Source organism: Variovorax paradoxus (genome assembly GCF_030815975.1).
In the GTDB taxonomy this organism is placed as follows: domain Bacteria; phylum Pseudomonadota; class Gammaproteobacteria; order Burkholderiales; family Burkholderiaceae_C; genus Variovorax; species Variovorax paradoxus_N.
Map to the genome: position 1 here is coordinate 3,334,568 of NZ_JAUSXL010000002.1, position 14,965 is coordinate 3,349,532.

The following is a 14,965-nucleotide window of genomic DNA, read 5'->3' on the forward strand; positions in this document are numbered from 1 at the left end:
ATCTCCTTCGCGAAATACCGCGGAACCGGCTTTGCCGGGCCGCTGGTGTTGCCGGCTGTCCGGGGAGAACGCCATGCGTGACCAGGCGCTTTTCGACAAGATCGATCTTCATCTGATCAGGGTGCTTCACACCGTGCTGACCGACCGCAGCGTCTCGCGCGCCGCCATTCGCCTGGGCATGTACCAGCCGGCCGTCTCGGCCGCACTGAAGCGCCTGCGCGAACTGTCGGGCGATCCGCTGCTGGTGCGCTCGGGCTCGGGCATGGTGCCGACCGATGCGGGGCTGCGGATGATCGAGCCGGCCGCGAGCATCCTGCGCGCGGCCGAGATGCTGTTCTCCGATGCGCGCGGCTTCGAGCCGCAGTCGGCGGCCACCACCTTCCGCATCGCCGCAAGCGACTACATGGACCCGCTGTTCCTGCCGATGCTGGTGGCGCACGTCAAGCGCGAGGCACCGCTGTGCCAGATCGAGATCCACGCGCTCTCGCCCGACTCCGACTACCACGGTCATCTGGCGCTCGGCCAGGTCGACCTGGTGATCGGCAACTGGCAGAAGCCCCCGGAAGACCTGCACATGGCGCGGCTCTTCGGCGACGAGGTGGTGTCGCTGGTCAACCAGGACCATCCGGCCGTGCGCCGCGGCTGGGACCTGGAGACCTGGCTCGCGGCCGAGCACATCGCGCCCACGCCCATGCACCCGGGCGGGCGCGGCATCATCGACCAGATGCTCGACGAGCTCGGCCGGCAGCGCAACATCACGGCGCGCTGCGCGCACTTCAGCCTGATTCCGGACATGGTCGCATCGAGCCTGCTGGTGCTGACCACCGGCCGCCAGTACTGCGAGCGTTTTGCCGCGCGGCTGCCGGTGAAGATCCTCGACTGCCCGGTCGCGCTGCCGCGCCTCATGTACTACCAGCTCTGGCACGAGCGCACCCATTCGTCGAGTTCCGCGCGCTGGCTGCGCGAATGCATCAAGGACGTGGCGGCGTCGCTGCGTCCACCGGTTTCCGCGCTGCCGGCCGCCCTGGCGCACCTGCCCACCGCGCCTGAAACCTCCGATCCCTGAGAGATCCCCGCTCGCGCCGGCGTCGCGAGCGGAGCAACGATGAAGCAACCGCCGATACAACAGCTGGAGACGAGCGAAATGAGTACGTTTGAACAGGCGCCCAAAGGCGCCGAGCCCCGCGTGTCGGGGCATGTCGAGTCCGCGCGTCCGCGCGCGGCCATGGGCGGCGCAAGCGGCTCGGGCCTGCTTGAACGCATGTTCAAGCTCGGCGAGCACAACACCACGGTGCGCACCGAAGTCATCGCGGGGCTCACCACCTTCCTGACGATGGCCTACATCATCTTCGTGAACCCGTCGATCCTCGGCGATGCGGGCATGCCCAAGGGCGCGGTCTTCGTGGCCACCTGCCTGATCGCGGCGCTGGGCACGCTGATCATGGGCCTCTACGCCAACTACCCGATCGCCATGGCGCCGGGCATGGGGCTCAACGCCTACTTCGCCTACGTGGTGGTGCTGGGCATGGGCTACACGTGGCAGGTGGCGCTGGGCGCGGTGTTCATCTCGGGCTGCCTGTTCCTGATCGTCACGGTCACCGGGTTGCGGGAGCTGTTCATACAGGGCATACCGCAGTCGCTGCGAACGGCGATCACCGTGGGCATCGGCATGTTCCTGGCGCTCATCGCGCTCAAGAGCGCGGGCGTCGTCGCCGCCTCGCCAGCCACCTTCGTCACGCTGGGCGACCTGCATTCGGCGCCGGTGGTGCTGGCGACCGTGGGCTTCCTCGTCATCGTGACGCTCGACCGGCTCAAGGTCCGGGGCGCCATCCTGATCGGCATCATGCTGGTGACGGTGCTGTCGTTCTTCTTCGGCGGCAACAAGTTCCATGGCGTGTTCGATGCGCCGCCGTCCATCGCGCCCACCTTCATGCAGCTCGACATCCTCGGTGCGCTCAAGGGCGGCATCCTGAACGTGGTGCTGGTGTTCTTCCTGGTCGAGATGTTCGATGCCACCGGCACGCTGATGGGCGTGGCCAAGCGCGCCGGGCTCTTGGTGCCCGGCAAGATGGAGCGCATGAACAAGGCGCTGCTGGCCGACAGCGGCGCCATCTTCGCGGGCTCGCTGCTCGGCACCTCGAGCACCACGGCGTATGTGGAAAGCGCGGCCGGCGTGCAGGCGGGCGGGCGCACCGGCCTCACGGCGGTGGTGGTGGCGCTGCTCTTCCTCGCCTGCCTGATGATCTCGCCGCTCGCGGGCTCGGTGCCGGCCTATGCCACCGCGCCGGCGCTGCTCTTCGTGGGTTGCCTGATGCTGCGCGACCTGGTCGAGCTCGACTGGGAAGACACGACCGAGGTGATCCCCGCGGCCGTGACCGCGCTGGCCATGCCCTTCACCTATTCGATCGCCAATGGGCTGGCCTTCGGCTTCATCACCTACGCGGTGCTCAAGCTGTGCACCGGCCGGGCACGGGAAGTGCATGCGATGGTCTGGGTCATTGCCGCCGTGTTCCTGTTCAAGTTCGCCTACATCGGCGGACATTGAGCGTGGCGCCGCCGGGGGCGGTGGCCGCGGGGACGCTATTAAACTGTCCCCGCCTTTGATGTTGAACGAGCCAGCCAACCCACGAAAACCCGGCATGACAACCCCCAGACTCCAGCTCGCCAACATCACCAAGCGCTACCCCGCGGTGGTGGCCAACAGCGATATCTCGCTGGCCGTGGCACCCGGCGAGATCCATGCCGTGCTCGGCGAGAACGGCGCCGGCAAATCGACCCTGATGAAGATCATCTACGGCTCGGTCAAGCCCGACGAAGGCACGGTGGTTTTCGACGGCCAGGCCGTCAACCTGCGCAACCCGCAGCAGGCGAGGGCGCTGGGCATCAGCATGGTGTTCCAGCACTTCAGCCTGTTCGACACGCTCACGGTGGCCGAGAACGTGTGGCTGGGCCTGGACAAATCGCTGCAGCTGGCCGAGGTGGCGCGCAGCATCACGGCCAAGGCGAGCGAATACGGCCTCGACATCGATCCCTCGCGGCCGGTACACACGCTGTCGGTGGGCGAGATGCAGCGCGTGGAAATCATCCGCGCGCTGCTCACCAGCCCCAAGCTCCTGATCCTCGACGAGCCGACCTCGGTGCTGACGCCGCAGGCCGTCATCAAGCTCTTCACGGTGCTCAACAAGCTCGCGTCCGAAGGCTGCAGCATCCTCTACATCAGCCACAAGCTGCACGAGATCCGCGAGCTGTGCACGGCCTGCACGGTGCTGCGCGGCGGCAAGGTCACGGGCGTGTGCAATCCGCAGAACGAAAGCAACGAATCGCTCTCGCGGCTGATGATCGGCAGCGAGCCGCCGCCGCTGCAGCACCGGCCGGTGCATGCGGGCGCGGTGGCGCTGCGCGTCGACGCGCTCACGCTGGCGCGCGAGGACCAGTTCGGCGTCGATCTCGACGGCATCTCGTTCGAGGTGCGGGCCGGCGAGGTGCTCGGCATTGCGGGCGTGTCCGGCAACGGGCAGAAGGAACTGCTCTACACGCTCTCGGGCGAAGACGTGCGCGCCGAGCCTGCGATGGTGCAGGTGTTCGGCAAGCCCGCCGGCCGATTGCGGCCGCGCGCGCGGCGTGCCATGGGCCTGCACTTCGTGCCCGAGGAGCGGCTGGGCCGCGGCGCGGTGCCCACGCTCGGGCTCGCGCACAACCTGCTGCTCACGCGCGGCAATGCGGTGGGCAAGGGCGGCTGGATCCGCACGGCGGCGCTCGAAAAGCACGCCAGGGCCATCATTGCGCGCTTCAACGTCAAGGCCGGCGGGCCGAACGCGGCGGCGCGCTCGCTTTCGGGCGGCAACCTGCAGAAATACATCGTCGGCCGCGAGATCGACGCCAACCCCAAGCTCTTCATCGTCTCGCAGCCGACCTGGGGCGTGGACGTGGGTGCGGCCGCGCTGATCCGCGGCGAGATCCTCGCGCTGCGCGACGCCGGCTGCGCGGTGCTGGTGGTCAGCGAGGAGCTCGACGAGCTGTTCGACATCAGCGACCGGCTGCATGTGATTGCCAAGGGCCGGCTGTCGCCTTCCATCGACCGCGCGGCCGCCACGCTGCCGCAGATCGGCGAATGGATGAGCGGCCTCTGGCAAGGACAGAACGAGAAGAAGAAAGAGGCCGCCCATGCTTAAGCTCGAACCCCGCCCGGAGCTGTCGCGCTTCTGGACCTTTGCCTCGCCGATCCTCGCGCTGCTGATCACCGTGCTGATCGGCGTGGCGCTGTTCGCCGCGCTCGGCAAGGACCCGGTCAAGGGCCTCTTGGTGTTCTTCTACGAACCGATCAAGAGCGGCTACGCGATCGGCGAGCTGACGATCAAGGCCACGCCGCTGCTCATCATCGCGCTCGGGCTGGCGGTGTGCTTCCGTTCCAACGTCTGGAACATCGGCGCCGAGGGCCAGTTCGTGTTCGGCGCCATCGCCGCGGGCGGCGTCGCGCTGATGGCCGACAAGACCACGGGCTCGTGGATCGTGGTGGCCATCCTCATCGCCGGCACCGTCGGCGGCATGGTGTGGGCCGGCATCGTGGCCTTTTTGCGCGACCGGTTCAATGCCAACGAAATTCTGGTGAGCCTGATGCTGGTGTACGTGGCCACGCTGCTGCTGGGCTACATGGTGTTCGGCCCCTGGAAAGACCCGCACGGCTACAACTTTCCGCAGTCGAAAACCTTCGAGGCCGTGACGCAGATCCCGCGGCTCTTCAAGGGTTCGCGCGTGAGCATCGGGCTGATCATCGCGCTGCTGGGCGTGGGCGCGCTCTGGGTGTTCCTGTTCCGCACGCGGGCGGGCTTTGCGCAGCAGGTCGGCGGGCTCGCACCGGCTGCCGCGCGCTACGCGGGCTTCTCGGCGCGGCGCGCGGTGTGGATCGCGCTGCTGACCTCGGGTGGCGCGGCGGGCCTGGCCGGTGCGCTCGAAGTCGCCGGCCCGCTGGGCCAGCTCACGCCCTACGTGCCGGCGGGCTACGGCTTCGCGGCCATCATCGTGGCCTTCGTCGGCCGGCTGCATCCGGTGGGCATGGTGTTCTCGGCCATTCTCATGAGCATGTTCTACATCGGCGGCGAGCTTGCGCAGTCGCGCCTCGGCCTGCCCAAGTCGCTTACCGGCGTGTTCCAGGGCCTCTTGCTCTTCACGCTGCTGGCCTGCGACACGCTCATTGCCTACCGCATCCGCCGGAAGGCCGCTGCCAAGGCCGTCACGCTCACGACGGGCTCGCTGCAAGTCAGCACGCCGCTCACTGCGCCCGTTGCGCGGCCGAACGAAGGAGCGCTCTAGCATGAAGCCTTGCTTTTCGTTGTGTCGCGCCGTTCGTCATTCAGGGCGCGCTCCCGCCGACGGGGTACCTTGCTCCGCGAATGTCCCCCGGCCTTCGGCCTCCTCCTTTATTTCGCTGCGCAAGGCACCCCATCAGCGGGAGCGTTGGACAGAGCGCTGGTTGATCAGCGGTACACCGGCCGCGTGCCCAGGTGCACAGGGCATCGGGTGCTCCCCGCAGCGAAATAAAGGAGGAGCCGAAGGCGGGGGACATTCGCGGAGGGGAGTACCCGGTGGCCTGTGCACGCGCCCTGAACAACAGCATCAAACAAGCAACCCGCGCCGGAGCAACTGAAAATGGACAGCTACGCACTCCTGCTGGGTTCCACATTGAGCGCCGGAACCGTGCTCGCCATCGCGGCACTCGGCCTCCTCATCAACGAGAAGGCCGGCATCGTCAACCTGGGCGCCGAGGGCATGATGCTCTGTGCCGCCATCGCCGGCTTTGCGACGGTGGTCGTCACCCACGACCCCTGGCTCGGCTTCCTGGCCGGCATGGCCGCCGGTGCCTTGCTTGCCGCCTTCTTCGGCGTGCTGGTGATCTGGCTCAACACCAACCAGTACGCCACCGGGCTTGCGCTCAGCCTGTTCGGCGTCGGCTTTTCCGCCTTCGTGGGCATCAACTTCGTGCAGGCCAAGCTGCCCGAAAGCGTGTCGTACGCGCTGCCGGTGCTCGGCGACATTCCGCTCGTCGGGCCTGCGCTGTTCCGCCACCATCCCATGGTGTATTTCGCGGTCGTCCTGACCTTCGGGCTGATCTGGTTTCTCTACCGCACCCGCGCCGGGCTCGTGCTGCGCTCGGTGGGCGAGTCTCCCGAGTCGGCGCATGCGCTCGGCTACCCCGTGCGGCGCATCCGCTTCATGGCGGTGATCGCGGGCGGCGCGCTGTGCGGGCTGGCAGGGGCGTACCTCTCCACCGTCTACACGCCGCTGTGGGTCGAAGGCATGGTCGCGGGCCGCGGCTGGATCGCGCTGGCGCTCACCACCTTTGCCACCTGGCGGCCGATCCGCGTGCTGCTGGGCGCCTACCTGTTCGGCGGCGTCTCGATGCTGGGCTTCCACCTGCAGAGCAGCGGTGTCGACGTGCCGCCGCAGTTCCTCAGCATGCTGCAGTACATCGCGCCCATCGTGGTGCTGGCGCTGATCTCGCGCAACCCGGCCTTCATTCGCATCAACATGCCCGCTTCGATCGGAAAACCGTTCTACCCCGGCTCATAATCTCGCTTCTCGTTTTCCGCCAACCTGTCCTTTTTGAGGATTTCCGACAATGAATGATCTGAACAAGCGCTCCCTGCTCAAGCTGGCCGCCCTCACGGCGGTCGCTTCGGCGGCCCTGATCGGCTGCGGCAAGAAAGAGGAAGCGGCTGCACCGGCCGCGACCCCCGCGCCGGCACCGGCGCCCGCTGCCGCCGCACCGGCACCGGCTGCGCCGCTCAACATCGCATTCGCATACATCGGCCCGGTGGGAGACGGCGGCTGGACCTTCGCGCACGACAACGGCCGCAAGGCGCTCGAGAAGGAATTCGGCGACAAGATCAAGACCACCTTCGTCGAGAGCGTGCCCGAGGGCGCCGACGCCGAGCGCGTGTTCCGCGACATGGTCGGGCAGGGCAACAAGCTGATCTTCGGCACCACCTTCGGCTACATGGAGCCGATGCTCAAAGTGGCCACCGACAGCAAGGACGTGAAATTCGAGCATGCCACCGGCTACAAGACCGCCGAGAACATGCGCACCTACGACAGCCGCACGTATGAAGGCGCCTACATGGCCGGCGTCATTGCCGGCGCCATGACCAAGAGCAACACGCTCGGCGTGGTCGGCTCGGTGCCGATTCCCGAGGTGCTGCGCAACATCAACAGCTTCACGCTGGGTGCGCAGTCGGTCAACCCGAAGATCACCACCAAGGTGGTGTGGGTGAACGAATGGTTCAGCCCGCCGAAGGAAACCGAAGCCGCCACCGCCCTCATCAACGGCGGCGCCGACATCCTGTTCCAGAACACCGACTCGCCGGCCGTGCTCAAGACCGCGCAGGAAAAGGGCAAGCGCGCCTTCGGCTGGGATTCCGACATGACCGCCTACGGTCCCAAGGCGCACCTGGCCTCGGCCACCATCAACTGGGCGCCGTACTACATCAAGGCCACGCAGGACGCGCTCGACGGCAAGTGGGCCACGGGCCAGGCCTGGTGGGGCGTGAAGGAAGGCGCCATCGACATCGTCTCGATCGCCGAGGACGTGCCGGCCGAAACCAAGGCCAAGGTCGAGGCAGTGAAAAAGGGCCTGAAGGACGGCAGCTTCGCGATCTGGAAGGGCCCGATCCTGGGCCAGGACGGCAAGGAAGTGGTCGCCAAGGACGCGGTGGCCGACGACAAGTTCCTGTCTGGCGTGAACTTCTACGTCAAGGGCGTGGAGGGCAAGGTCCCGGGCGGCGACAAGAAGTAATCGCTGCGCGCCTTGCACGCATGAAAAGGGTCGCCTGCGGGCGGCCTTTTTTTATTTGTGGTTCACGCCGCGCGGCTTCCCTTCGGTCACCATCCGCGCGCTGTCGACAAAGCCCTGGATCAATCGCAGGCGCGGCGATGCGCGCTGCCACAGCACGCCGAAGCGCCGTGGCTCCGAAGGCAGCGGCAGTGGGATCTTCGCCACGCGCTGGCCGTCGAGCAGCGGCGAGGCAATGTCTGGCACCAGCGAGACGCCCAAGCCGCGGTCGACCATCATGGCAATGGCCAGCAGCGAACTGAGCTCGAAGCGCTCCTGCGGCACGATGCCCGCCGCGCGCAGATAGCGGTCGGCCTGCTTGCCGCCGCCCAGGGCGCGGTCGTAGCGGATGAGCGGCGAGGTCCGCAGCAGCTCATGCGGATCGCGCCGCGCGAGGCGGCTCGGCGCGAGCAGCACCAGCGGCTCCTCGCGCAGCAGCGACCAGTCGAAGGTCTTGGCAAGCGCATACGGTGGATAGAGGCACACGGCCGCATCGAGATCGCCCTGCTGAACGGCCTTGTAGAGCGTGGCCGTGGTGCCCGACTGCAGGAACACCTTGACGCCGGGATGCGTCTTCACGAAGCGCGCAAGGATGTCCGGCAGCAGGCTGTGGATGGCCGTGTTGATGGTGCCGACGAGCAGCTCGCCGCCGGCCGAGTCGCTGCCCAGCAGCGCCTTGATGTCGCCCACCTCGCGCAGCAGGTTGCGCGCGCGCTGCACCAGCTGGTGCCCCGCTTCAGTGGGCTGCACCGTGCGGCCGGCGCGGGCCACGAGCGGTGCGCCGAGTTCGCGCTCCAGCGTGCGGATCTGCTGCGCCACGGCCGCGGGCGTCAGGTCGAGGCGGCGCGCGGCCTCCGACATGGAACCCGATTCCACCACCAGAAGAAAGCTTTGCAGGTAGGCTGTTTCCATGAAAGATAGATTTTCTATCATCTGATCGTAGGTCGCATGTGTTTTTTCGGACGCATGAACCGCAGACACTGCGGCGCATGAGAAGCAAACTCTTCGTTCCCGGAACGCGTCCCGAGCTGTTCGCCAAGGCATTGGGCGGCGCGGCCGATGGCGTGTGTTTCGATCTGGAAGACGCGGTGTCCGAGCCACGCAAGGCCGAGGCGCGCGATGCCGTGCGGCAGCTGCTGCGAAGCGGCGAGCCGGCCGCGTCGGGCAAGACGGTGATCGTTCGCGTCAACGCGATGGACACGGCGCATTTCGCGGACGACATCGCGGCGGTGGCCCAGCCCGGCGTGCACCTGATCAACATTCCGAAGCCCGAAAGCCCGGCGCATGTGCGCGCCGCGGTCGAGGCCATCGAACGCGCCGAGCAGGCCAACAGCGTGGGCACGCCCATCGGCCTGCTGCTGAACATCGAGGCGCCCGCCGCCCTGCGCACGGCCGCGCAGCTCGCGCTGGCGCATCCGCGCGTGGCGGGGCTGCAGCTGGGCCTGGGCGACCTGTTCGAGCCGCTGGGCATCGCGCGGCGCGAGCCGGCCGCCATCCAGCAGGCGATGTTCGTGATGCGCATGGCCGCGGGCGAGGCGGGCGTCTATGCCTACGACGGCGCGTTCGCCGACATCCGCGACGTCGAGGGCTTCCGCGCCGAGGCCATGCTGGCGCGCAACCTCGGCTTCCTCGGAAAGACCTGCATCCACCCGAGCCAGATCGCGATCGCCAACGAAGTGTTCCGTCCCACTGACGAGGAAATCGCGCACGCATGCAAGGTGGTCGAGGCTGCCCGCGAGGCCGACGCCGGCGGCGTGGGCGCCTATGTGGTGGACGGAAAGATGATCGACATTCCCTTCGTGATCCGCGCGCGCGCCATCGTCGCGAGCGCGAGCAGCCTCGGCCTGCTGCCGGGCTGAGCCTTTTTCAAACAAAACCAGGAGACAAGACAGATGCACATTCCCTCGCCCCTTCGCCCGCGCGCGCTCGCGGTGGCCGCTTTCGCCGGCGCCTTGCTGTTGAGCAGCGCTGCGTTCGCGCAGACCGCGGCCTACCCGGCCAAGACCATCACGATCGTGGTGCCCTATCCGGCGGGCGGCTCCAACGACACCTTCGCGCGCCAGGTGGCCAAGGAACTGGGCGACGAGCTCAAGCAGCCGGTCATCATCGACAACCGCCCCGGCGCGAGCGGCAACACCGGCACCGGCCAGGTCGCCAAGGCCGCGCCCGACGGCTACACGCTGGTGGCGGTGTCATCGAGCATGACGACCAATGCGGCCGTGCAGTCCAAGCTGCCGTTCGATCCGATCAACGGACTCGCACCCGTGGCCATGTTCGCCAAGGGCCCGTTCATCGTCGCGGTGAACAACGAGTTTCCCGCCAAGACGCCGGCCGAGCTGATCGCCGCCATCAAGGCCAAGCCGGGGCAGTACAACTACGCATCGTCCGGCTTGGGCAGCGTCAACCAGTTCGGCACCGAACTGCTCAAGGCCAAGGTGGGCGACCTGCAGATCGCGCACATTCCCTACAAGGGGATGGGCCCGGCCGTGACCGACCTGGTCGGCAACCAGACCCAGCTGCTGATTTCGAGCGGGCCTTCGCTGCTGCCGATGGTGCGCGCGGGCAAGCTGCGCGCCGTGGGCATCACGAGCCTGAAGCCGAGCCCGATTGCGCCCGACCTCACGCCGATGTCCACCGCCGTGCCGGGCTACGAGTTCGAGCTCTGGTGGGGCCTGCTGGCGCCGGCCGGCACGCCGCGTGAAGTGGTCGGCAAGCTCAACGCCGCCGTCAACAAGATCCTGGCCAAGCCCGAGATCGCGGCCAACTTCCTGCGCGAAGGCGCCATTGCCACGCCGCTCGCGCCAGCGCAATTCGCCGCGGTGATCGCCGAAGACGTCGAGCGCTGGAAGAAACTGGCGAAGCAACAGAACATCACCGCCGACTGAGGAAGAAAGAAAATATCCATGAGCTTCGACGCCACCAAAGACGACGCACGCCTGCCAGCACGCAACGGCCCCACCGGCCCGCTCAGCGGCCTGCGCGTGCTCGACCTCAGTGCCTACATCGCGGGCCCGTACGGCTGCTCGCTGCTGGCCGACCAGGGCGCCGAAGTCATCAAGATCGAACCGCCCACGGGCGACAACCTGCGCAAGTACCCGTCGACGCTCGAAGCCGAGAGCCGCGCGTTCATCGGCGTGAACCGCAGCAAGCTCGGCGTGGTGCTCGACCTGAAGAAGGCCGATGACCTTGCGGCGCTGATGGCGCTGGTGCGCACGGCCGACGTGCTGGTGCACAACTTCCGGCCCAGCGTGCCGCCGCGGCTGGGCATCGCCTACGAGCAGCTGAAGGCCGTCAATCCGCGGCTGATCTATTGCAGCCTCACGGGCTATGGCGAGACCGGTCCGCTGCGCGAGAAGGCGGGCTACGACCAGGTACTGCAGACCATGACCGGCATGTGCGCGCTGCAGGGCAGGCGCGGCGAGCCGCCCGAGATCATCTATGGCTCGGTGGTCGACTATTACGCGGCGGCGCTGGTGGCCGCCGGCGTGGCCTCGGCGCTGTACGAGCGCGAAAAAAGCGGCGAGGGCCAGTTCGTTGGCGTGTCGCTGCTGCGCTCCGCGCTCACGATGCAGTCGGCGCGCATGGTGTGGGCCGAGGGCGAGCCCAAGGACGTGGGGCGCGACATGCGATCGGGCGGCATCACGGGCATCCACCCGACGCGCGAGGGCCACCTCTACATCTCGGCCAACACGCCGCATTTCTGGCGCGCTCTGTGCGACAAGGTGGGCCTGCCCGAGCTCGCGGCCGACGAGCGCTACGACTCCGTGCGCAAGCGCGCGCGGCATTTTTCCGAGATCGTGCCGCGCCTGCGCGAGGCGCTGGCCGCGCGCAGCGCGCTCGAATGGGAAGAGCTGTTCGGCGAGGAGGTGCCTTGCGCCGCGGCCCGCACGGTCGAGGACATGTTCGACAACGAGCAGGTGCTGGCCGAGAACATGGTGGCGAACTTCGCGCATCCCACGCTCGGGTCCTACCGCGGCTTCACGCGGCCCGTGCAGTTCGGCCGCACGCCCGGCCCCGAGCCCTTTGCGGCGCCCACGCTGGGGCAGCACACGGAGACGGTGCTCAACACCCGCAGGGCCGGAGATGCGGCCGGCTGAGCGACGCGGAATGAGCATCGCCTATCCCCACAGCAGCGGCACGCGCAAGCCCGCCAGCACGGCACCGGCAGGCGCCTGCGATGCGCACATGCATGTCTACGACCGCCGCTTCGCGCTGTACGGATCGCCCGATGCCATGGTCGACAACGCCACGGCCGCCGACTACCGCCTGCTGCAGCAGCGCATCGGCACGCAGCGCACGGTCGTCGTGCAGCCGCGCATTCACGGCACCGACAACAGCGTGACGCTGGACGCCATCCATGCGCTCGGACCTGCGCACACCCGAGGCGTTGCGGTGGTGCGGCCCGACGTGGCCGATGCCGAACTCGAACGCCTGCATGCGGGCGGCATTCGCGGCATCCGCTTCACGCTCTATACGGCCGCCAATGCGGCGACCGGCTTCGAAATGGTCGAGCCGCTCGCGCAGCGCGTGCATGCCATGGGCTGGCATGTGCAGCTGCACTGGAGCGCCGATCAGATCGCCGCGCATGCGGATCTGCTCGCGCGGCTGCCGTGCACGATCGTGTTCGACCACCTCGCGCGGCTGCCGCTGCCTGATGCGCAGGTACATCCCGCGTTCGGCGTCGTCAGCCGGCTGCGCGACAACGGCCGCACCTGGATCAAGCTCTCGGGCGCCTACCTCGACTCGAAGACCGGCGCCGCAGGTGGCTATGCAGACACGAGCGCCATCGCGCAGGCCTGGGTCCGGCAGGCGCCGGAGCGCGTGGTGTGGGGCAGCGACTGGCCGCATCCGACCGAGTCCGTCGCCAACAAGCCCGACGACGCGGTGCTGTTCGACCTGCTGGGCCAATGGATTCCCGACGAGGCCCAGCGCCGCCGCGTGCTGGTCGACAACCCCGCGCTGCTTTACGACTTTTCCTGAAACGACAAAGACCGAGACGACCGAATGACGAAGAGACCCCTCCTGAAATCCATCGCTGCACTGGCCGCCTGCGTTCCGCTGCTCGGCTGGGCCGCATGGCCCGAGAAGCCGATCCGCATGGTGGTGCCGTATGCCGCGGGCGGCGGCGCCGACAACACCGCGCGCGTCGTCGCGCAGCAGATGAGCATCGCGCTCGGCCAGCAGATCGTGATCGACAACCGGCCGGGCGCGGGCGGCGTGATCGGCGAAGACAACGTGGCCAAGGCGCCCGCCGACGGCTACACCGTGCTCTACGACGCCTCGGCGTTCTCGGTGAACCCGTCGCTGCGCAAGCTGCCGTTCGATGCAGCGAAAGACTTCATTCCGGTCTCGCTGGTCGCCACCGCGCCGCAGATCCTCGTCGTGCCTGCCACGGCGCCGTACAGCACGGTGGCGCAGTTCCTGGACTTCGCGCGCAAGAACCCCGGCAAGCTGAGCTTTGCCTCGGCCGGCGGCGGCACCGGCTCGCACCTGGCCGGCGAGGCGCTCAACGAGCAGGCCAGGCTCAGCCTGATGCACGTGCCCTACAAGGGCGGCGCACCCGCGCTGACCGATGTGATGGGCGAACAGGTGTCGGCCTATTTCGGCAACGTGGCGTCGACGCTCGGCTATGTGCAGTCGGGCAAGCTGCGCGCGCTGGCCGTGAGTTCCGCCAGGCGCGTGCCCGGCCTGCCCGACACGCCGACGCTCGCCGAGTCGGGCCTGCCGGGCTACAACGTGGTCGAGTGGAACGGCGTGTTTCTTCCCAAGGGCACGCCGCCCGACATCGTGCAGCGGCTCGGCAAGGCAGTGCAGGCGGCGGTCAACGAGCCCCAGGTGAGGCAGAAGCTGCTGCAGCTCGGCCTGGAACCCGCCGGCACCACGCCGGAGGCCTTCGCGAAATTCGTGCAGAACGAGACGGGCAGGGTGGGCGCGCTGGTGAAGGCGCGCAATATCCGGGTCGATTGAATCTGGCCTTCATGCGGCCGCGGGTCGGCCTGCGCAGGCAGCGACCGGCCCGGGGTACTCCATTTCCTGCATGACCCAGTCGCGCCGCCCCGTGCCGTAGCGCTCGCCGATCTCGCACAGCGTGCGGTCCAGCTGCGGCACCGGCTTCAGCGACGAAGAGAGGGACAGGCGACTCGCCCCTTCGCGAGCCGGTTGCGCCAGCAGCACCAGCCCGCTGCGCAGCCGGACCGGGCCCGAGGCCGATGCGGCATCGACGTCGATGTGCCCGGTGCGCGTCCATGCATCGACGGCCAGCGCGAGGGCGACGTCGTCGGCGCCGTCCTGCACGTCCACGCGCCAGCGCTCGCCGCGCCAGAACGCGGCCTTGTTGAGCAAAAAGTCCGCCCTGCGTCCGGCGTCCAGGTAGAACGGCGAACTGTCGTGCGCCGGCGTCCATGAAGCCACGCCGAGTTCCGTTGCAAGGGCCCTGGCTTTCTCCTCTCCGCCGATCGCCTCCACCAGCGCCAGCATCGCCGGCACCGAGGCGGTGATGCCCGTGGTGGTGGCCACGCCGCGGTCGATCAGGTAGCGCTGGTGCGGCACGTAGCTGGCGCCGGGGTGGCGCGCGAGCAGCGTGCCGCGGTCGTACCAGTGGCCCGCGAAACGCCGGCCGTCGAGCAGGCCGGCGCGGCCGACCACGCGTGCGCCCGAGCAGACGCCGATCACCCGCGCGCCGCGCGCCACCTGCTGCTTGAGCCAGGCCGCCACCTGAGGATTGTCGTCGGCAATCATCGCCGGCACGATCACATAGTCGGCGCCCACGGGATGAAGCCGGTCGAAGCCGGCGAAGTCCTGCGCGCCATCGACCTCCAGTGCGGGATACAGGCTCACCCGCCCGGCGCGCGGCGCCACGATCCGCACGTCGGCCACGTCGGCACGCTGGAGCACCGCATGCGGCAGCAGCAGGTCGGTCATTTCCGTGCCTTCGTTCAGCGCGAGCACGGCGACCACGGGCCGGCCGGCGCGGTGCGGCTTCAGCGCCTCGACGAAAGCCTGCTTCTCGCGCTCGCTGCGGGCCGCATCGGCCTGCGCGGGCGGCAGCGGCGGCGCGCCCCCCGTGCAGCCTGCCAGCACAAAGGCTGCAATACTTGCAGCGATCAGCGCTCCTACCGATCTCCACATGGCCGTTCCCCT

General features: G+C 68.3%; 13 protein-coding genes. 11 read left to right on the top strand and 2 right to left on the bottom strand.

From position 1 onward, the window contains the following. Positions 1-73: 73 nt before the first annotated feature. From QFZ47_RS19400 to QFZ47_RS19425, 6 genes are all read left to right on the top strand, one after another. Positions 74-1,066, top strand: a complete 993-nt coding sequence (locus QFZ47_RS19400; RefSeq protein WP_307657171.1) for a LysR family transcriptional regulator — start codon at positions 74-76, stop codon at positions 1,064-1,066. Positions 1,067-1,144: 78 nt separating this feature from the next. Then, positions 1,145-2,545 carry an NCS2 family permease gene (locus QFZ47_RS19405; RefSeq protein ID WP_370880595.1) on the top strand — a complete coding sequence of 467 codons (1,401 nt, stop codon included), beginning with the start codon at positions 1,145-1,147 and terminating at the stop codon, positions 2,543-2,545. A gap of 94 nt (positions 2,546-2,639) precedes the next feature. Then, entirely contained in the window at positions 2,640-4,172 is a 1,533-nt protein-coding gene (locus QFZ47_RS19410; RefSeq protein ID WP_307657172.1) for an ABC transporter ATP-binding protein, read from the top strand. Continuing rightward, positions 4,165-5,310 (top strand): ABC transporter permease, encoded by a 1,146-nt coding sequence (locus QFZ47_RS19415; protein ID WP_307657173.1) that lies wholly within the window; start codon positions 4,165-4,167, stop codon positions 5,308-5,310. The genes QFZ47_RS19410 and QFZ47_RS19415 overlap by 8 nt, the downstream gene beginning before the upstream one ends. Before the next feature lie 336 nt (positions 5,311-5,646). Further along, on the top strand, positions 5,647-6,567 hold the full coding sequence (locus QFZ47_RS19420; RefSeq protein WP_307657174.1) for an ABC transporter permease: 921 nt from the start codon (positions 5,647-5,649) through the stop codon (positions 6,565-6,567). Between the two features lie 49 nt (positions 6,568-6,616). Then, entirely contained in the window at positions 6,617-7,789 is a 1,173-nt protein-coding gene (locus QFZ47_RS19425) for a BMP family ABC transporter substrate-binding protein (RefSeq protein ID WP_307657175.1), read from the top strand. A gap of 51 nt (positions 7,790-7,840) precedes the next feature. Here QFZ47_RS19425 and QFZ47_RS19430 read toward each other — a convergent pair whose 3' ends face one another. Continuing rightward, a complete protein-coding gene (locus tag QFZ47_RS19430) occupies positions 7,841-8,737 on the bottom strand; it encodes a LysR family transcriptional regulator (protein WP_307657176.1) in 897 nt (298 codons plus the stop codon). A gap of 77 nt (positions 8,738-8,814) precedes the next feature. Here QFZ47_RS19430 and QFZ47_RS19435 point away from each other — a divergent pair, with 77 nt between their 5' ends. The 5 genes from QFZ47_RS19435 to QFZ47_RS19455 are packed head-to-tail and all read left to right on the top strand — an operon-like array spanning position 8,815 to position 13,792. After that, positions 8,815-9,684 carry an HpcH/HpaI aldolase/citrate lyase family protein gene (locus QFZ47_RS19435; RefSeq protein ID WP_307657177.1) on the top strand — a complete coding sequence of 290 codons (870 nt, stop codon included), beginning with the start codon at positions 8,815-8,817 and terminating at the stop codon, positions 9,682-9,684. A 33-nt stretch (positions 9,685-9,717) separates the two neighbouring features. Next, positions 9,718-10,710, top strand: coding sequence for a tripartite tricarboxylate transporter substrate binding protein (locus QFZ47_RS19440; protein WP_307657178.1), 993 nt, complete (start codon positions 9,718-9,720; stop codon positions 10,708-10,710). A gap of 18 nt (positions 10,711-10,728) precedes the next feature. After that, positions 10,729-11,922: a CaiB/BaiF CoA transferase family protein gene (locus QFZ47_RS19445; protein WP_307657180.1), complete on the top strand. Its 1,194-nt coding sequence runs from the start codon at positions 10,729-10,731 to the stop codon at positions 11,920-11,922. A 10-nt stretch (positions 11,923-11,932) separates the two neighbouring features. Further along, positions 11,933-12,805: an amidohydrolase family protein gene (locus QFZ47_RS19450; protein WP_307657181.1), complete on the top strand. Its 873-nt coding sequence runs from the start codon at positions 11,933-11,935 to the stop codon at positions 12,803-12,805. Positions 12,806-12,829: 24 nt separating this feature from the next. After that, on the top strand, positions 12,830-13,792 hold the full coding sequence (locus QFZ47_RS19455) for a Bug family tripartite tricarboxylate transporter substrate binding protein (protein WP_307657182.1): 963 nt from the start codon (positions 12,830-12,832) through the stop codon (positions 13,790-13,792). Positions 13,793-13,801: 9 nt separating this feature from the next. On the opposite strand, the gene QFZ47_RS19460 is transcribed toward QFZ47_RS19455, so the two are convergent. Beyond that, a complete protein-coding gene (locus tag QFZ47_RS19460; protein WP_307657183.1) occupies positions 13,802-14,953 on the bottom strand; it encodes a DJ-1/PfpI family protein in 1,152 nt (383 codons plus the stop codon). Positions 14,954-14,965: the final 12 nt, after the last annotated feature.